The organism is Pseudomonas putida (genome assembly GCF_016406145.1).
Lineage (GTDB): Bacteria > Pseudomonadota > Gammaproteobacteria > Pseudomonadales > Pseudomonadaceae > Aquipseudomonas > Aquipseudomonas putida_E.
This window is the reverse complement of sequence record NZ_CP066306.1, coordinates 905,063-921,722: the sequence shown is the minus strand read 5'-3', so window position 1 is coordinate 921,722 and position 16,660 is coordinate 905,063. Positions and strand designations below refer to the sequence as shown.

At 53.2% G+C, this 16,660-nt stretch carries 19 protein-coding genes; 4 read left to right on the top strand and 15 right to left on the bottom strand.

Translation table 11 applies throughout. The features are described 5' to 3' along the window. Window positions 1–94 precede the first annotated feature (94 nt). The 4 genes from JET17_RS04210 to JET17_RS04195 are packed head-to-tail and all read right to left on the bottom strand — an operon-like array spanning window position 95 to window position 2,706. Window positions 95–724, bottom strand: a complete 630-nt coding sequence (locus tag JET17_RS04210) for a hypothetical protein (protein WP_150105114.1) — start codon at window positions 722–724, stop codon at window positions 95–97. Window positions 725–734: 10 nt separating this feature from the next. Beyond that, window positions 735–1,400 (bottom strand): hypothetical protein, encoded by a 666-nt coding sequence (locus JET17_RS04205; RefSeq protein ID WP_012312758.1) that lies wholly within the window; start codon window positions 1,398–1,400, stop codon window positions 735–737. Window positions 1,401–1,452: 52 nt separating this feature from the next. Further along, window positions 1,453–1,824 (bottom strand): hypothetical protein, encoded by a 372-nt coding sequence (locus tag JET17_RS04200; protein WP_012312757.1) that lies wholly within the window; start codon window positions 1,822–1,824, stop codon window positions 1,453–1,455. Window positions 1,825–1,839: 15 nt separating this feature from the next. After that, complete coding sequence (locus tag JET17_RS04195; protein WP_012312756.1) at window positions 1,840–2,706, bottom strand: hypothetical protein; 867 nt, start codon at window positions 2,704–2,706, stop codon at window positions 1,840–1,842. A 746-nt stretch (window positions 2,707–3,452) separates the two neighbouring features. Between JET17_RS04195 and JET17_RS04190 the strand changes: the two genes are divergently transcribed. After that, window positions 3,453–4,145: a hypothetical protein gene (locus JET17_RS04190; protein ID WP_012312755.1), complete on the top strand. Its 693-nt coding sequence runs from the start codon at window positions 3,453–3,455 to the stop codon at window positions 4,143–4,145. A gap of 118 nt (window positions 4,146–4,263) precedes the next feature. Here the strand turns inward: JET17_RS04190 and JET17_RS04185 are convergent, their stop codons facing one another. The 4 genes from JET17_RS04185 to JET17_RS04170 all read right to left on the bottom strand — a co-directional run bounded on the left by JET17_RS04185 (window position 4,264) and on the right by JET17_RS04170 (window position 7,098). Then, window positions 4,264–4,992 (bottom strand): hypothetical protein, encoded by a 729-nt coding sequence (locus JET17_RS04185; RefSeq protein WP_012312754.1) that lies wholly within the window; start codon window positions 4,990–4,992, stop codon window positions 4,264–4,266. A gap of 7 nt (window positions 4,993–4,999) precedes the next feature. Beyond that, on the bottom strand, window positions 5,000–6,166 hold the full coding sequence (locus JET17_RS04180; protein WP_012312753.1) for a hypothetical protein: 1,167 nt from the start codon (window positions 6,164–6,166) through the stop codon (window positions 5,000–5,002). A gap of 136 nt (window positions 6,167–6,302) precedes the next feature. Beyond that, window positions 6,303–6,776, bottom strand: a complete 474-nt coding sequence (locus JET17_RS04175; protein WP_012312752.1) for a phosphate-starvation-inducible protein PsiE — start codon at window positions 6,774–6,776, stop codon at window positions 6,303–6,305. A gap of 37 nt (window positions 6,777–6,813) precedes the next feature. Further along, a complete protein-coding gene (locus JET17_RS04170) occupies window positions 6,814–7,098 on the bottom strand; it encodes a phosphate-starvation-inducible PsiE family protein (protein WP_012312751.1) in 285 nt (94 codons plus the stop codon). Between the two features lie 227 nt (window positions 7,099–7,325). Between JET17_RS04170 and JET17_RS04165 the strand changes: the two genes are divergently transcribed. Then, window positions 7,326–7,589 (top strand): YebG family protein, encoded by a 264-nt coding sequence (locus tag JET17_RS04165; RefSeq protein ID WP_012312750.1) that lies wholly within the window; start codon window positions 7,326–7,328, stop codon window positions 7,587–7,589. A gap of 27 nt (window positions 7,590–7,616) precedes the next feature. On the opposite strand, the gene JET17_RS04160 is transcribed toward JET17_RS04165, so the two are convergent. Continuing rightward, window positions 7,617–8,636 (bottom strand): Glu/Leu/Phe/Val dehydrogenase family protein, encoded by a 1,020-nt coding sequence (locus JET17_RS04160; protein WP_012312749.1) that lies wholly within the window; start codon window positions 8,634–8,636, stop codon window positions 7,617–7,619. 125 nt (window positions 8,637–8,761) lie between these two features. On the opposite strand from JET17_RS04160, the gene JET17_RS04155 reads away from it, so the two are divergent. After that, complete coding sequence (locus tag JET17_RS04155; protein WP_012312748.1) at window positions 8,762–9,568, top strand: SirB1 family protein; 807 nt, start codon at window positions 8,762–8,764, stop codon at window positions 9,566–9,568. Here JET17_RS04155 and maiA read toward each other — a convergent pair. From maiA to hmgA, 3 genes are read right to left on the bottom strand one after another with little or no spacing between them, the layout of a single operon-like run. Further along, window positions 9,562–10,194: a maleylacetoacetate isomerase gene (gene maiA / locus JET17_RS04150; RefSeq protein ID WP_012312747.1), complete on the bottom strand. Its 633-nt coding sequence runs from the start codon at window positions 10,192–10,194 to the stop codon at window positions 9,562–9,564. The genes JET17_RS04155 and maiA overlap by 7 nt on opposite strands. 12 nt (window positions 10,195–10,206) lie before the next feature. After that, window positions 10,207–11,499: a fumarylacetoacetase gene (gene fahA / locus JET17_RS04145; RefSeq protein WP_012312746.1), complete on the bottom strand. Its 1,293-nt coding sequence runs from the start codon at window positions 11,497–11,499 to the stop codon at window positions 10,207–10,209. 3 nt (window positions 11,500–11,502) lie between these two features. Beyond that, the gene (gene hmgA, locus JET17_RS04140) at window positions 11,503–12,804 is read right to left on the bottom strand and encodes a homogentisate 1,2-dioxygenase (RefSeq protein WP_012312745.1); all 1,302 of its coding nucleotides are present in this window, start codon (window positions 12,802–12,804) and stop codon (window positions 11,503–11,505) included. Window positions 12,805–12,917: 113 nt separating this feature from the next. Between hmgA and JET17_RS04135 the strand changes: the two genes are divergently transcribed. Further along, a complete protein-coding gene (locus JET17_RS04135) occupies window positions 12,918–13,700 on the top strand; it encodes an IclR family transcriptional regulator (protein WP_012312744.1) in 783 nt (260 codons plus the stop codon). A gap of 297 nt (window positions 13,701–13,997) precedes the next feature. Here JET17_RS04135 and JET17_RS04130 read toward each other — a convergent pair whose 3' ends face one another. The 3 genes from JET17_RS04130 to JET17_RS04120 all read right to left on the bottom strand — a co-directional run bounded on the left by JET17_RS04130 (window position 13,998) and on the right by JET17_RS04120 (window position 16,598). Next, complete coding sequence (locus JET17_RS04130; protein ID WP_012312743.1) at window positions 13,998–14,918, bottom strand: SDR family oxidoreductase; 921 nt, start codon at window positions 14,916–14,918, stop codon at window positions 13,998–14,000. A gap of 113 nt (window positions 14,919–15,031) precedes the next feature. Further along, window positions 15,032–15,937: an alpha/beta fold hydrolase gene (locus JET17_RS04125; protein ID WP_012312742.1), complete on the bottom strand. Its 906-nt coding sequence runs from the start codon at window positions 15,935–15,937 to the stop codon at window positions 15,032–15,034. 205 nt (window positions 15,938–16,142) lie between these two features. Beyond that, window positions 16,143–16,598: a flavodoxin gene (locus JET17_RS04120; protein ID WP_012312741.1), complete on the bottom strand. Its 456-nt coding sequence runs from the start codon at window positions 16,596–16,598 to the stop codon at window positions 16,143–16,145. Between the last annotated feature and the right edge of the window lie 62 nt (window positions 16,599–16,660).

Here is a 16,660-nt window from a genome sequence, read left to right as displayed (position 1 = left end):
GCTATTAAGCTGCTAAAAGCAAAGATAAAAATATGATGATTCATAGGAGATAAAAAAGTTACTTAATATTATTATTACATAATAATATTAAAAATCAATAGCACTTGTATCTTGCTCGATGCTCTTCTGTAAAAGTAATACCTTCGTTCGCAAACATATCTTGATATTTTTTGCACTCCCATTGGTATTCAGGGTTTGATTTATCAAGCTCTAATCTCTGTTGAGCGTGCTCATCATCAGCAGCTTGAAATCTTTTGCTTCTTTCATGTCGCATGCTGTCAGTGAAGCTGTCAGTATAAACAACATCTTCATATTCTCTTGATATGTTCAGTTTTTTCAGTGCCCATCTACAATCTTCACGCTGGTAATGTTCTAATTTTCCAAGGCCAGAAAGTGCATTGATGTTTTCGCAGCCCGCTTCAACATTAGCAATTACGATTTCGCAGTGAGCACCTACGATATTTATATCCGTACCGTTAACATTAGCTGCATTTGAAGAACCCGTAATGACTTCGACTTCTTCTTTAAACTCCTTGTAATTCTCTGACCTACACAGACAGCTTTGATAATTCTTGTCGATATAGTCCTTCATTTTTTCGTAAGTACCGGCCTTACGAGTCACATTCTCACTCTGTTGACGAACGTCCTTACAGGTCTCTGCAAAAGCAACATCAAAAGCACCTGATGTAATAAGAGCTGTTAAAAACACTACTGATATTTTCATTTTTTCTCCTTTAAAAGTTAATTCCTATTTTGTGTAGCGTGTCGATAAACATTGTCGCAGTGTGGGGAATATCTACAATCAATGCAGAGGCTGTCATCGTGATTATTGGCTTTGCATAGCCATTTTGTGCTGACCCATTTGCTACTTGTGTGAGTCCATACGCCCCGGTCAAAAAGTAGATAAATCCGATGACTTGGAAAATGCCAACGATGACTTCAATATTCTCTATGAATTTTTCAGCGGTCGAGTCACTTGATAATCTGGTAATACGCTCTTTGAGCGGCCCTGTAAGACCTGAGATTTCGTCTTTAAAGCAGCTTGATGATACAGATTGGCTCTCATCTATCATCGTGCAGAAGTCGACTTTAAAATACGTATTAGTGATGACACTCAATGAAGGTGAAACATTCATCATGACGACGCCAGCAAGAATGTAAATGGCTGGAGCACCCCACCCAAACTTTGCACCTTGGTTGCCGACTTGGACAAGCTTATAAGCACCTGAAATGGTTACGACCAAGCCAATCAGAAAACCTGTGATGATGATGAGCTTGTTAAATTCTGCTATAAGCTCAACACGATTAGACGTTGCGTCTTCTAACGAAGCCCCAAATGCGAACGCAGGGACTATAAGCAAGGCCACTGTTATCAGTTTTGCAAGGTTCTTGACATTCATTTTTTCCTTATGTGGTTAATCTGGTTGAATGCAGGCTATGGCCTGACACTCGTTATTTAGGTTTTTGGTCTATCTTGTTCGACCTTTTCTGAACCCCTGCCCTAATCTGGTCAACCGTTCGATTCAAATCTGCGATTGCTTTCTCTGCATCAAACTCACTCAAAAACTCTTTTGATAATGGGTCAAAAAATAGACCTTCACCTTCGACCTTAGAATTTATAAGTTCTTCGTCGCATTGAGCAGCTAACGCGATGATGAGTAGTGATTTCAAAGCACTGAGGTTGTTCTCATCAAGTGCTTTTGATGCAGCAACTTTGAGCTTCTGTGCTAAACCCTGATTTTTGAATGTCAGCACTATCTCTGATATTCGCTGCATCATGTCTTGTGCTGTCATCATACTTATTTGTTGTTTCTTTTTCGTCATTGTATTTTCTCCTTTTTAGATTGAACTATCGTCGAAATGCTCATCTTCTCCTTGATTCTCGAAGCCAGATATATCGGTCTTCTTTTCTTTTTTCGGGTGAAGATTTGCATATGTGTATTTCACTTTAAAACTTACGGTTTTACCGCCTTTTTTGACTTCGCTGAAATCTTCTATCAGACCCTTCAATTTTAGTGCTTCATTGGCTTTCCTGATGTTGTAGACAAATTTCCTTTCAGCCATCGTGTCAGGTACTTGAAATCTAAATTTCAACAAATCGACAGAGAAGTGATTCTCTGCGTTTGCTCTGTTAGTCACATACATTAAGTATAGGATTCTCTGATAATCACTTTTTAGACTTTTGATGGTCTTGCGTTGCACGCCATATAATTCATTCACGCTATCAAAGAAGTTCAAATAGTTTTGGTCTACTTTGAGTCGCAATTTCTTGGATTTGTCTTGTGCAGGGGACAACTCCAAAAAGCGAAGGCTATATCTAACATTATCGAGAAAAAACGCCACATGTATTTGCTCTAACTTAGAGATGGTTTCGCAGTAGCGTTTAAAGTACGTGTCTTTGTGATTAGGTTCGATTCCAAGGAAATCAGCCAAATCATCAAACCAAAATTCAATAACGTTTGATTTTTGCTTTACAGTTTCAGTAACGATGAACAGGAAAACGTCAAAGTCATTGAAGATAGACAATGATTCGGATGTGAACTCCAAATCTTTATATTGGAAGTATTTTGCGATTTTAACTTTATTGTATGAATCGCCTGACCTTACTGAATTGAAGAAAGGAGTTACCAGAAAGCTTTTAGGTACTTTAACGAAGCCATCTAATGCGTATACTTTCTTTTTCTTTGTTGTTATTTTTGCTTTCATTGTTCTAATTATCTCATGTTTATACCTATATCATTGCATATAAAAAACTTAAATCAAGAGTTTACGGGCTTTTTATTTACAAATGCCTGGAACAGCACTATAAAACCTATTAAATAATAGTCAAAAATTACACAATCCCAGAACACCTGTTACACAAACCCAGAACAGATTTACACATACCCGGCACATCAACGCCCGGAAAAGCCTTTATTCAAGGGAAAACCTAACCCCTAAACTATATATATACTATATATTAAACAACTTAATAAACATTACACAGCAAAAGCCATTCTGATAAACAGCTTTAAAGATTAAGGCCCTTTTTCTGGCACAATACGAAAATCACAAATGATTAGTCGAGAAATTAGTAATTCCCGCTAATCAAATCGGCTTGGCGTTTTTAAATCAACTACCGCAATTAGTGAATGTCCAATATGATGTTGTTAAGCAGTGACCTTTCAGGCCCTTTTTATTGTCCGTGAAAATATTTTCTTGAAAAAATTGCCTTTGTTTTTTTGAAAGTAACACGGCTTTTTTGAGTTTTTGATTTTTCGACAGTCTAATTTATGGCTTGTTTAAGCCAATAACTCTTGTCAAGAGCAAATCAAAAATATATTTAAGGTTGGACAATACGTATTAAATAGCGTCTGACCTTATCGGAAATACATAAAATAATTAGGCCCTTTAATTTGACTTTCTTCTTTTATATGTTCTAATGATAGTAACAGAACAGAAAAAGGAGACTTATGAATAAACAAATCAAATTTAACGTGGCAGAAATTGCAAGCGACGCTTTTTACAGTGTTGCAAGTGCTTTGACAGATACTTTCTATTCTAATGCACCAAGCTCAGGACATTTACTAATCACTAATAATAAAGCCTCATATGACAATGCTTATTATCTTTTAAGTGACTACTTTCACTCAGAGCAATATCAAGAAGCGACACAGAAAAAGATTCACTTGATTGACCTTGATGAATACGACCATGATGCTGTATCTATAAAACTCACAAAGACACATAAATTCAAGCCTGTGTCGTCTGTTTCAAAGTGTCATAAGTTAACTCAGCATATCGCAAAAGCAGACCAGCCAATCAACAACGTTGTTGCTGATAAATTTGTGATGATGGCTTTTGACGAAATGTTACAGCCTGACGACTTCTTCAAATTTCACGAAGTGCGAACAGAATATAGAGTGTCTATCAGTCTTGTGAAAAACAGGAAGGTCATCAAGACAATAAAGGTAAATATGGGCTATTTGACGCTGATAACAACACCCAAGCAGTTTGACTATCAAGAGTGTGAAAGTCAGGAAAAGAAGGCCACAAGACCGTCATTGTTCAACCCCGTTTATCGTGTCGATAACATAGAGTTCATGGCAACATTCAATGACAGCAAGAGCTATTATCGCGATGTGGTCGATATGCTCAAAATATAAAGAGTCTCGAAAGGGGCTTTTTTTGTGTCAATTTTCCGTTTTCTGTTGAGAAGATTTAAAGTCATGAGAGTTAGGCCCTTTCTCTGGCCTTTGCTTTTCATGCGAAGCATACCCCAGTCTATGACGCATCTGCGTCATCGCTTTTAGGCTTCCCAAAGCAAAAAGAGTGACATTCTTCCATAGCTCGGGCATTCACGGCTTGAACGTCGTCACTGGTCAATAACCAAGGCTGTTTATTTCTTTTTCTCTTGCCGCACAAAACGATATTGGACGAGATAGGAAAAATCAAAGAGCGGGCGAAGCAATCTGCCGAAATCAGGTCGCTGTTTTCAGCGATTCCAACAGTCCAGTAGACACCTTCATACTCTTGTCTATACCTTGCCAACCCGTCTTGGATTCGCAGCGTAGCGGCAAACATTCCGTCGATTGTTCCATCACCATTGATGTAAATTTTGCCGTGCCTGTTAGCCCAGTCCTTGACTTCTTCCAACGTTCCGAAATTGAAGCCATCGTATATTTTAGTAACCGGCTCTGGATTTACTGCAAACATATGGCGAAGCCGCCAAAAAATATGATATTCAGATAGATGTTGATGATTTGATACGTTTCTGTTTGCCAAGACGTGTCGAATTTGACCTAAGCCACGTCTTTCGATGTCTGCCCCGTACCTTGTCTCAGTTTCATCAGACCATGCGATATGTCCGTAAAACGCTCTGTCTTCATAGGAAAGGGTGCCAGTACGCCCGTCCTTGTAATAGATACCTAAATCTTCACCATACGAGAAATTTTTTAAGATAGCTCGCATATGATAGTGCTGTCGTTTCGTAAGAGCTTTGATATTCCACATGGCTTTCCTATTCCGTAATCCCTAACTCTTCCATTGCAGCCCAGTGGTCACGCTCTATAATTTCTAAAATTGCTACTGCACTCGGGTCGCTTTTATACTGCTCTTTGCGTCTTTTGATTTCGAAATGAATAACATCAGTGAGATGGTCAGCGTACTCAAAGTCTTTTAGCTTCTCAATTTCAGAGTGGTCACTGAACAGCGTAGAAAGTCGGACGAAAGTTTCTTCTAATATCCTTTCTGTCACGATAAAATGCTGCTGGCTCGCTTCATAAATTTTGTGAAAATGTGGGAGTGCAGCAATTGTGTATCTAATTTCAATTGCTCCTTTTGCCCTATGGTAATGAGTCAAAGTGTCATATAAAGCGTCTCGAAGCAAACCTGTCGAAGCCTTATGCTTGATGGTTGGAGCTTCATCGTTCCCCGTATAAAAAAGAATGGAATTCAAAACATATTCAATGCGAGAAATACTTTCCTGAATGCAATAAATATTGATACCTGTGTGATGACCTAAAAAATAGATATCCCCTTCTCTATTAGGCCCCACGTAAGCAAAACCTAAACACCCTTGCAAATGGAAAATTTTCTGAATTAAATCCAAGTGCTTTTCTTTATCTCTGTAATTTTCCAGAAGACTCGAAATGCTGTTGTAAATCGCCATGCAATCAGTTAAGTCATGAGGCTTAGCTTTATCAGGGCTTTCAATGTAGACGACATAGTCACAATTACTTGGGTTGTTTTTTGCAAAAACTGTGTTATAGACCCTTTCCGGGTTAGAGAAAGCTATGACATTGTTAAAAAATACTGCCTGCTCTTGCAATCGCTCTATGAATAGCTTTCGATGATTCAAATACTGTTCAAAAGTCAACGCAGCTAATTGTCTTTCGACAACTTCATCATGCTTTTCTTGCTTTGCTCTACTTTCAATATCTTGAGCTTGCTGCCGCTCGTCATTTTTTAGTTGTTGGAGATATAGAAACAAAAGCGTGCCTATTGTGGCAAATGAGCTTAACAGTGTGAAAGCCCCGCTCATTACTGAGCCAAAACTCCCCCAATCGGTGGCTTGCCTTGACACTGGGCCCAGATAATACCCATAAGCCCATAAAACCCCCACAGCGACTAACACACCTACCCCTACGGCTGCCCCTATACCTATCAGTATCCACCTGGAATTCATAAATCTTTCTCACTCACTTATAAGTTGACCCTTTTCTGCACGTCTGCATAGCCGACGCACATAAAAGGGTCTGGCGGAATTAAACGTTACTCAACGCATCATTGGCCGGGCGGAGACAACCGGGCCAATCCCGGCTTTATTTTTCTGAAAAACTATCGCCTACGGCTTCTCCATTCGAATCTAACACCTTGCTCGATGGAAATTTATAAGACGCAAGTCGTACAGCGACTACCGACAATGCTAAGAAGAAGATACCCCCGCAAAGATATAGCAGGCCAGCATCTGGGGGACGGTGGTGCGAAACGTCACCAATCAAATAACGAGTCAATGCGGTGATGGCGATATAGAGCAGAAATCGAATCGGGAGATGGTTTGTCTTAAAATAAATTCCCACCATCGCACCTAATTCGAGATAGATGAACAACAGCAAGATGTCATCAACGCTGGCTCTCCCCTTCTCCACCATCTCCCAAAACGCCATAACCGAAGCACATGCTGTGGCGGCACCAATGGCGAACAGGCCAAGGTAGTGAAAGCCTTCAACAAGGAAATTTCCCAGTGAATTGGCCTGCTTGTGCATGCTTTCGCGGCTTCGCTCTGCCCACTTCATAAAACTCTCCCCAAAAGAAGCAATTTTGCCAGATAACCTAAGCCGTGAGGCGGCTACGGTGTGTTAGTATTGGTGTGTTGGTCTTGAAATAGATCCCGACCATCGCCCCAAGCTCCAGGTAGATGAACAGCAGCAGGATGTCATCGACGCTGATGCCGCCCTTGCCGAGCATGTCCAGGAACGTCATCACCGCCGCGTAGGCGGTAATGGCGCCGATGCCGAACAGGGCAAGGTAGTGAAACCCCTCTACACACAGATTGCCCAGCGAGTCGGCCGAGCCATGCAGGCCCTTGCGCAGCTTTTCTGCCCATTTGATGTTCACGATGTGTGATTCCCCGATACGACATGAAGGATGATGCGTCACGCGTGTGACGCTTGTGCCATGCAGTTAAAGGGCCAGGCCCCTGCTTTGGAAGGCGGCCGATTGCCGCAAGGCACCTGTGGGCTACGCTTTTTTGCGGCAAGGGTTGCACCTGAGGTGCCATTGCCATTACTGTATGCGCATACAGTAATCGATAAACCAACCGCAAAAAGGCACAGAGGTGATGAATGGCCGTCGAAGTGGTGTACCGCAGCAGCCGCGACCCGGAGCGCTTGTTCATGGATAAGGCCGAAGCAGATCGTCACGACAAGATGCTCGAACTGGCCGAGCGCCTGGCCGAGGTGCTGCACAAGGCGGTGCCTTCGCTGACCGAGCAGCAGGTCGAGGAAGCCGGCATTTACATGGCGAAGAACCGCGACGTGTTCGCGCGGGCATTCAAGAGCCAGCCGGACGCGTTGAGTGAGTTGTTGGAAGCTGATGCTGCAAAATGATGTCGACGGCCGGGCCGCCGTGCGGCTTCAGCCGTATAGCAACCGCTCCGCCAGCATTTGCGCCACGCGCGCAGGCGAGCGCTTCTCGGCCTGAGCATGAGCGTACACCTCGGTCAGGCGCGTCGGGATCCGTGCCAGGTGCGCGGTGATGGTGCCCAGCTCCTCGCCGCGGTGCTTCATTGCCACGTAGATCAAACCACCGGCATTGATCACGTAGTCCGGGGCATAAAGAATCCCGCGAGCCTCCAGCTGGTCAGCCACTTGCAAGGTGGTCAGCTGGTTGTTCGCCGCACCTGCCACCGCAGCGCAGCGCAGTTGCATCACCGTCTGGCCATTGAGCACCGGGCCCACGCCACATGGCGCAAAAATATCGCAGGGCGTACTGATCAAGGCATCGTTGGTCACCGGATGGGCGTTGAACTGCTCCACCGCCAGCCGCACCCGACCGGGGTCCAGATCACTCACCAGCAACTCGGCACCTGCTGCGTACAATTGCTCGGCCAGTGCGTAACCCACATTGCCCAGGCCTTGCACCGCAATGCGCAAGCCTTTGAGGTCGCTGCTGCCCAAGCGGGCCAGGCAGGTTGCACGGATGCCGGCGAATACCCCCATGGCCGCATGCGGCGAGGGATCACCCGAGGCCGTTGTGCTGGTCACATGGGGCGTACTCTGGGCGATGCAATCCATGTCCAGCGTGGAGGTGCCGCTGTCCACAGCGATGATGAAACGCCCCTGCAGGGTATCGATGAAGTGCCCCAGGGTCTCGAACAGCGCCGCGCGATTTTCCACGTGCGGGTTGCGCATGACCACCGCCTTGCCACCCCCCAATGCCAGCCCGGCCAGCGCCGCCTTGTAGCTCATGCCTTGCGCCAGTCGGATGGCATCGGCCATGGCGCTCTCGTCGTCTGCATAGGGCAGGTAGCGGCAACCTCCCAGCGCCGGGCCTCGAATCTCGTTATGAATGGCCACCACAGCCTTGAGGCCGGTTTTCGGGTCGGTGAAGAGGTGTAGTGACTGAGTGCGGGTGCTTTGCATCAGCGCGAACATCGGCGGGCTCCCCTGGGAGGTGCTCCTAGCAGTATAGGCATCCACATGCACACCAAGCTGCGACCGGACCACTGGACGAATCACGACGCCAGCGCTATTACTCAAGGGTATGCGGAGATGCCCCCATGAACCCACGCCAAGCCTGCCTGGCCTGCCTGGAACGCGAACCGGTCGCCTTGCTGGAAGCTGCCTTGTGGATTGCCGCCGAGCACGATCGCAAGGTCGAGCCCGCAACCAGCCTTGCCAGCCTGCACAACCTGCAAGCCGAAATCAGTGCCAGCCTGCCGATGCTGCCGGTGTGCGAGCTGGCTCAGCCACTGCTACGCCAACTCAATGCGCTGGGCTTCCAGCAGGATGAATTCCACCCACTGCGCCCGCAGGCGGCACTGATGGACAGGGTTTTGCAGCGCCGCCGGGGCCAACCGCTGGCGCTAGCCATCATCACCCTGGAGCTGGCCCGGCGCCTGTCCATAGCACTGGAGGGTGTGGCATTCCCAGGGCACTTTCTGCTGCGCGTACCCGGTGCCGATCACCTGCTCGACCCTTGCGGTGGCCGGCGCCTGTATCCCAATGATTGCCGCGAGTTGCTGGCCCGCCAGTTTGGCCCCCATGTGCCGCTGACAGCCGAGCACCTGCGCACGGCCAGCCCGGCCCAGATGCTGCAGCGCCTTTCGCGTAATTTGCGCCAGCTGCATATCAGCAATGACAACCACCTGGCCGCGCTGATCGACGCCGAACGGGTCATGCAGCTGGGCCCGGTGCAAGTCAGCGACTACATGACCCGCGCCTCGCTCTACCAACACCTCGACTGCCCGCAGGCCGAACGCTTCGACCTGGAGCATGCCTTGCTGCTCACCGAGGATCCGGTCCAGCGCCTGAAGCTGTCCGAACGTATCGGCCAGCTACCGCTGGCGAACCGTTCGATTCACTGAGCCGGGGTATCCGGCTGGCAGGACGGATGCGCTTTGGCGAATGCAGCATGCCTGGCGGCCAATGCCGCAACCCGGCTGATACGCGGATAGCTGCCAAGGCCGATGTTGAAGCGCTCGGCGGCATAGAGCTGCGGAACCAGATAGACGTCCGCCAGCCCCGGCGCCTCACCAAAGCAGTAACCATCATCGCCGATCAGCTGCTCTACAGCCGCCAGGCCTTGGCCAATCCAGTGGGCAATCCACTGGTTGACCTGTGCCTCGTCATGGCCCAACTGGCGCAACTGGTTGAGCACACTGACGTTGTGCAACGGATGGATATCGCAACCTATGATCGCCGCCACACCGCGCACCTTGGCCCTCGCTGCAGCGCCACTGGGCAACAGTGCAGGCTGTGGATAAACCTCTTCCAGGTACTCGATGATCGCCGGTGACTGCACCAGCAGTTGGGCATCGTCGGTGCGTAGAGCCGGTACCCGGCCCTGCGGATTCACCGCTCCATACTCGGTACCGCGCTGCTCGCCCTTGAGCAGATTGACAGGCAGGGCCTGGTAATCCAGGCCCTTGAGCGCCAGGGCAATGCGCACCCGGTAGGAGGAGGTGGAACGGTAGTAGGTGTACAGCTCCATTGCCCTGCTCCCTCAGTTAGCGGCGATGATCTTGCCGCGGCACTCACCAAAGCCGATGCTGGCCACACCGTCACGCTTGCAACGGGCACGCAGGATGATCTCATCGCCGTCCTCGAGGAACTTGCGCTGCTCGCCACTGGCCAGCTCCACCGGCTGCTTGCCACCCAAGGTGGTCTCCAGCAGGCTGCCGTAGGCATCGGGCGAAGCGCCGGACAGCGTGCCCGAGCCGAACAGGTCGCCTGGCTGCAACTGGCAGCCGTTGACACTGTGATGGGCAATCAGCTGCGCCACTGTCCAGTACATGTTCAGGGTGTTGCTCAGCGCCAGGCGGTGGGCCGGCAAGCCCTGCTCACGCATGCGCTCGGTGATCAGCAGCACTTCCAGCTCGATGTCGAAGGCGCCACTGGCCTGGTCACGCGGGTCAAGCAGGTAGGGCAACGGTTGTGGATCACCTTGCGGGCGCGCCGGCTGGGCGCAGCGGAAAGGCTCCAGGGCCTCGGCGGTGACCACCCAGGGCGACAGCGTGGTGATGAAGCTCTTGGACAGGAACGGCCCCAGCGGCTGGTATTCCCAGGCCTGGATATCACGCGCCGACCAATCGTTGAGCAGGCACAGGCCAGCCAGGTGCTGATCGGCTTCAGCGATCGGAATCGCCTGTCCCATCTCGTTACCCCGGGCAATCCAGATACCCAGCTCAAGTTCGTAATCCAGGCGCGCGCACGGGCCGAAGCTCGGTTCGGTGTGCCCGGCGGGTAGCGTCTGGCCCTTGGGGCGGCGTACATCGGTGCCTGACGGGCGCAGCGTCGAGGCGCGGCCGTGGTAGCCGATCGGAACGTACTTGTAGTTGGGCAGCAGTGGGTTATCGGGGCGGAACAGCTTGCCGACGTTGGTAGCGTGCTGGATGCCTACGTAGAAATCGGTGTAGTCGCCGACCTTGGCTGGCAAATGCAACTGGCAATCACTGGCAGGATGCAGCGCGCCCTTGAGCACAGCCTGATGCTCGCTGTGTTCGCCCAACAGCGCCAACAACCGCTCGCGCAACGCCACGCGGGCCTCTCGGCCGAGGGCGAAAAAGGCGTTCAGCGCGCCACCACGGGTAGCCTCCACGGCGGCCTTGGCCTGGCCTTCGAACAGCCCGGCAGCCAGCACGGCCTCCAGGTCGAGAATCGCATCACCGATGGCAACGCCGCAGCGCAGCGTTTCACCTGGGCGGCTGAAGATGCCCAACGGCAGGTTCTGCAGCGGGAAGTCGCTGTGCCCGTTGGCGTGCTCGACCCAGCTACGGGCAATGGCGGACTGGTTCATGGGTTATCTCCGGTTCGGGTTGAAGGTGCTCGGCAAGGTGGCCCAGCAACTATCGTAGTCGGCCTGCAACTGCGGGCACTCGAGCGCCTGCAGGCTCGGGCGCAGCACCTGGCTGGTCTCGAACATGAAGGCCATGGTGTTGTCGATCTTGTGCGGTGCGAGGTCGGCGGCAATGGCTTTTTCGCAGGTCTCGGCATCGGGCCCGTGGGCGCTCATTACACCGTGCAGCGAAGCGCCACCGGGCAGGAAACCTTCGGCCTTGGCATCGTAGGCACCGCTGATCAGGCCCATGAATTCGTTCATCAGGTTGCGGTGGAACCACGGTGGACGGAAGGTGTTCTCGGCCACCATCCAGCGCGGAGGGAAGATCACGAAGTCCATGTTGGCCAGACCATGCACGCTGGTCGGTGACGTCAATACGGTGAAGATCGACGGATCGGGGTGATCGAAGCTGACCGTGCCGAGGGTGTTGAAACGACGCAGGTCATACTTGTAGGGCACGTTACTGCCGTGCCAGGCGACCACGTCCAGTGGTGAGTGCTGCAGCTCGCAGGCCCAGTGTTCACCCAGAAACTTCTGCACCAGCTGTACCGGGCCTTCAGCCTCCTCGTAGTGCGCTACCGGGGCCAGGAAGTCTCGGGGGTTGGCCAGCCCGTTGCTGCCGATCGGACCCAGGTCCGGCAGGCGCAACGGCGCGCCGTGGTTCTCGGCAATGTAGCCCCGGGCCTGGCCATCAGGCAGTTCGACGCGAAACTTCATGCCGCGCGGTACCACGGCGATTTCCTGCGGCTCGACCTCCAGCAGCCCCAGCTCAGTGGCGATGCGCAGGCGGCCCTGCTCCGGCACTATCAGCAGTTCACCGTCAGCGTTGAAGAACACCCGTTCCATCGAGCGGTTGGCGCAGTAGATATAGACACTCACCCCCGCCGGTTTGTCCGCAGCCGAATTGGCCACCATCGGCAGCCAGCCTTCGATGAAGTCAGTCGGTTCAGTTGGGAGCGGTTGAGGGTTCCAACGCAGGCGATTGGGGGTGACGCCGCCCAGCGGCCCGTTCAGTGGCTGACGCGCCAGCCGTTCAAAGCGCGGGTGCAGGGCGGACGGGCGAATGCGATACAGCCAGGTCCGGCGCAGTTCGCTGCGCGCCATGGTGAACGCCGTACCCGACAGTAGCTCGGCATACAGGCCGTAGGGGGCCTTCTGCGGAGAATTTTGCCCGACGGGCAGGGCCCCGGGCAGGGCTTCACTGGCGAACTCATTGCCGAAGCCGCTCAGGTACTGAAGGTCGGGCGACGTGTCGCGGTTCATCGATGCCTCCGGATTTTGTTTTTATCGTAATCAGATTACGAATAACGTAATTTGCTCCGTGCAACCCGTCAAGCTATAAAGGCGCGACTCGACGAATCCGGAAAACCCAACCCATGGCCAAAGCCAGCTCCCCCACCGACAACGGCAAGCAGAAGGTCCGCTCGGCGGAAGTCGGCACCGACATCCTCAAGGCCCTCGCCGAGCTCTCGCCGTCCACCTCCCTGTCGCGGTTGGCCGAGCACGTGCAGATGCCCGCGAGCAAAGTGCACCGTTACCTGCAAGCACTCATTGCCAGTGGTTTTGCCGAGCAGGATGCGGCCACCAACCACTACGGGCTTGGCCGTGAAGCATTGCGCGTGGGGCTGGCAGCGTTGGGCAGCATTGATGTGCTGAAGCTGGCGGCGCTGCCCTTGTCGCAGCTTCGCGACGAGCTCAACGAAAGCTGCTTCATCGCCGTGTGGGGCAATCAGGGAGCAACGGTGGTCAGCATCGAGCCTGCTGTACGGGCGGTGACGGTGGTGACCCAGATCGGCTCGGTGTTGCCGCTGCTCAGTTCCTCTACCGGGCTGGTGTTTGCCGCGTACTTGCCTGAGCGCGAAACCCTGGAGCTGCGCGACAAGGAACTGGCCGTGCTGCAGCAAAGCGCGAGCGATTACGACCGGCTGCTGGCAGGCATTCGCGAACGGGGCCTGCACCATGTGCACGGTTTGCTGATGCCGGGCGTGGATGCGCTCTCGGCCCCCGTGTTCAATGCCATGGGGCAGATCGCCGCGGTGATGACCGTGGTAGGGCCGACCTCGATCTTTCACGCCGATGAACATGGGCCGGCGGCGCAGCGCCTGCTGGCAGCAGCGCGTGATACCAGCTGGCGCATGGGTTACGCACCGAAGGCCTGAGACGGGCTGTGGCACTGTTGCCTGAAACGTAAAGGTGAATGTCGCAAGCGGCTATTTTTCCTGCCGGATCAAGCGCTTATTCTTGAATCACTGGCCGGCATGAAGGGCACTCCCCCCGCCTTTCAGGCCTGCGAGGTTCACCGACGTTGATTTTGAAGCTCCTTGATCTGACGTCTCGATTGGCCGCTGCGCTTGCAGCGGCTTTTTTTTGTCGGTTGTTTACAGTGCGTTGGTGGCGCATGCCTTGACTGTTCTGGCGGCCAGCAGACCGAGCGCCGACCGCGATGGAGCTCGATCTCAAGGACGCTGCAGCGGATACTGCTGCAGGTTCGCCATCATCTGCTGCAACGCCTGCAAGCTGTCCTGCGGGTGTATCGCCTCAGCGAAATCACCAATCTGCGCCCAGCTGTCAGCCACCTGCTCAGGGCTAAAACCTTCCCTCGGGTCGAAGCCGACACCCAGGCTACGCTCCCAGCGCACCTTGCCAATCCAGCCCCCGCCCACCTCGAACAGCTCACCGCTGCTCTGACACTGCTCGCTACCCAGGTAAACCACCAGGGGGCTGACCAGTTCAGGCTTGAGGCGTTCGAACACCTGTGCCGGTATCAGCCCTTCGGTCATGCGCGTGCCACCGGTAGGCGCGATGGCATTGACCAACACGCCGTGTTTGCGCCCTTCGATGGCCAGGGTACGGGTCAAGCCATATAAGCCAAGCTTGGCCATGCCGTAATTGGCCTGGCCGAAGTTGCCATAGATCCCAGAGGTCGAAGCGGTGAAGATCACCCGCCCCCAGTTCTGCTCGCGTAAATGGGGCCAGGCAGCGCGGGTGACCTTGTAGGCGCCCTCGACATGGACTTGGTAAACCTGATCCCAATCGCTGTCGTCCATCTTGTGGAAGGTCTTGTCGCGCAGGATGCCGGCATTGTTCACCAGCACATCGACCCGCCCAAAACAGTCCAGCGCCTGTTCGACGATGCGTGCGCCGTCACCAACGGAGTCGTGATTGGCCACAGCCATGCCTCCAGCGGCGCAGATCTCATCGACAACCCGATCGGCCGCTGAAGCGCTGGCGCCTTCCCCGTGGGTAGACCCCCCAAGATCGTTGACCACCACCTTGGCGCCACGCGCGGCGAACAGCAGTGCATGGGCGCGGCCCAGGCCACCACCGGCCCCTGTGACGATCACCACACGGTCTTGCAGACGTACCGGCTCGCTCATGCTCCTGGCTCCAGATAGGTTGAAGGACTCGAGTGTCCACCAGCACCTGCCAGCGGACAATCAAGCTCACTCAGGCTGAATGCCAGGCGATAACGCGCAACGATGTCAGTCGCTCAGGACCAGGCCATTTTTTGCGGGAGGTAGCTCAGCGGCTGTTCGCGAAAGGCCAGGTAGTGGCGCAATACCTGCGCAGGGGCTTCGGTGTGCGGGTAATGGCCAATGCCCTGCAATTGCACGATGTCCGGGTTGGGCACCAGTTGCCGGTAACGCTCGACCATCTGCGCTCCGCTAAGCGGATCGACCACGCCGTTGATAAAACGCAGCGGCACGCCCTCGCGCTGCAGCGCACCCACCCAGCGTTCGCGATGCAGCCTGCGCTCGGTCACGAAACCTACCAGTTTGTGCAGGATGCGAGTGCCGCCGTTGGAAGCGATCAGGCTCCAGAAGTCATCCAGCGCGCTTTCGCTGGGGTGAGTGCACGGCCCATAGACCTGGCTGACGTTGCGCACCAGGTCGTCGCGCCCGAACGAACGCGCCACCAGCCAACCCAGGCGGCTGAGCAGCAACTTCTGTATCAACAGCACCCGGCAGCTTTCAGGGAACAGACCGCTGTTGAGGAACACGCAACTGGCGATGTCCGCACGCTGTTCATGGTGTCGAGCCAGCAACTCTTGGGCCACACTGCCGCCGTAATCGTGTGCCAGCAGGTGCACAGGCTGGTCGACCTCGAGGTGGGCGAGCAAGGCCTGCTGCAGGTCTGCTTGCTCGATCAGGCTGTAGCCATGGTTGAGCGGCTTGGCCGAATCGCCAAAGCCGAGCATGTCGCAGGCGATGAGGCGAAAGCGCTGGGCCAGCGGCGTCCAGAGGTAATGCCAATCCCAACTTGCCGTCGGGAATCCATGCAACAGCAGCAGAGGCTCTCCTTGCCCTGCGGACCAGTAGCGTATGCTCTGGCCCCGGAATGAAAAACACTGACTCCGGGTACGCCAGACGCACAATGGTATCTCGGCCAAAGGCATCAGGTTCGTCCCGGTATGCAACGGTTGTGGTTATAGGGCAAGGCTGCGTTCATTGCATGTCACCTCGGCACATACATGTGCTCTCTATGTCGAGGCTGAGTCTAGTCAGCCGCCCACTCGGTGAAACTTGCGTTGACAGCCAGCTTGATGACCGAGCGAGTCAGTGGCACGAACGGTCACAGCCGAAAGGCTCGCCACCACAACTTCAGGCCGTCAGGGCCTGGGCAAATGCTGCCAACCACGGTTCGGCGTCAGTCTCCGGGGTTACTGTCTCGCTGGCATCGAGCTTGAGCATCGGCTGCAGTTCACGCACACCCAGTTCGGCAAACAGCTCACGCAACTGCTCGCCACCGCCGCAGTAAGTATCGCCATAACTGGAATCGCCCAAAGCAATGACCGCCCCCGGCAAGCCACGCCAGGCTGCGGGCAGGGTGTCACGGATGCTGCTGTACAGCGGCATGAGGTTGTCCGGCAGCTCACCCATGCCGGTGGTGGAGGTCACTGCCAGCAACGCTTCTGGCGCAAAACCTTCGAGATCCTGTTGGGTGGCGCGGGCAGCGTGCCAGGCATCATGGCCTGCAGCCTTGAGCAGCGACTCGGCATGACGGGCAACTTCTTCGGCAGTACCGTACACGGAGCCGGAAATAATGGCGATTTTCATCGAGAGATGGATTCCGAAACTGAGTGAAAACGTAGGATACTAGCATCCGACGGTGGCAAAAG

Excerpts from the sequence above, each read along its gene's own strand:
- JET17_RS04210 (WP_150105114.1), bottom strand. The coding sequence starts at position 724 with ATGAAAATATCAGTAGTGTTTTTAACAGCTCTTATTACATCAGGTGCT.
- JET17_RS04205 (WP_012312758.1), bottom strand. The coding sequence starts at position 1,400 with ATGAATGTCAAGAACCTTGCAAAACTGATAACAGTGGCCTTGCTTATA.
- JET17_RS04200 (WP_012312757.1), bottom strand. The coding sequence starts at position 1,824 with ATGACGAAAAAGAAACAACAAATAAGTATGATGACAGCACAAGACATG.
- JET17_RS04195 (WP_012312756.1), bottom strand. The coding sequence starts at position 2,706 with ATGAAAGCAAAAATAACAACAAAGAAAAAGAAAGTATACGCATTAGAT.
- JET17_RS04190 (WP_012312755.1), top strand. The coding sequence starts at position 3,453 with ATGAATAAACAAATCAAATTTAACGTGGCAGAAATTGCAAGCGACGCT.
- JET17_RS04185 (WP_012312754.1), bottom strand. The coding sequence starts at position 4,992 with ATGTGGAATATCAAAGCTCTTACGAAACGACAGCACTATCATATGCGA.
- JET17_RS04180 (WP_012312753.1), bottom strand. The coding sequence starts at position 6,166 with ATGAATTCCAGGTGGATACTGATAGGTATAGGGGCAGCCGTAGGGGTA.
- JET17_RS04175 (WP_012312752.1), bottom strand. The coding sequence starts at position 6,776 with ATGAAGTGGGCAGAGCGAAGCCGCGAAAGCATGCACAAGCAGGCCAAT.
- JET17_RS04165 (WP_012312750.1), top strand. The coding sequence starts at position 7,326 with ATGGCCGTCGAAGTGGTGTACCGCAGCAGCCGCGACCCGGAGCGCTTG.
- JET17_RS04160 (WP_012312749.1), bottom strand. The coding sequence starts at position 8,636 with ATGTTCGCGCTGATGCAAAGCACCCGCACTCAGTCACTACACCTCTTC.
- JET17_RS04155 (WP_012312748.1), top strand. The coding sequence starts at position 8,762 with ATGAACCCACGCCAAGCCTGCCTGGCCTGCCTGGAACGCGAACCGGTC.
- maiA (WP_012312747.1), bottom strand. The coding sequence starts at position 10,194 with ATGGAGCTGTACACCTACTACCGTTCCACCTCCTCCTACCGGGTGCGC.
- fahA (WP_012312746.1), bottom strand. The coding sequence starts at position 11,499 with ATGAACCAGTCCGCCATTGCCCGTAGCTGGGTCGAGCACGCCAACGGG.
- hmgA (WP_012312745.1), bottom strand. The coding sequence starts at position 12,804 with ATGAACCGCGACACGTCGCCCGACCTTCAGTACCTGAGCGGCTTCGGC.
- JET17_RS04135 (WP_012312744.1), top strand. The coding sequence starts at position 12,918 with ATGGCCAAAGCCAGCTCCCCCACCGACAACGGCAAGCAGAAGGTCCGC.
- JET17_RS04130 (WP_012312743.1), bottom strand. The coding sequence starts at position 14,918 with ATGAGCGAGCCGGTACGTCTGCAAGACCGTGTGGTGATCGTCACAGGG.
- JET17_RS04125 (WP_012312742.1), bottom strand. The coding sequence starts at position 15,937 with ATGCCTTTGGCCGAGATACCATTGTGCGTCTGGCGTACCCGGAGTCAG.
- JET17_RS04120 (WP_012312741.1), bottom strand. The coding sequence starts at position 16,598 with ATGAAAATCGCCATTATTTCCGGCTCCGTGTACGGTACTGCCGAAGAA.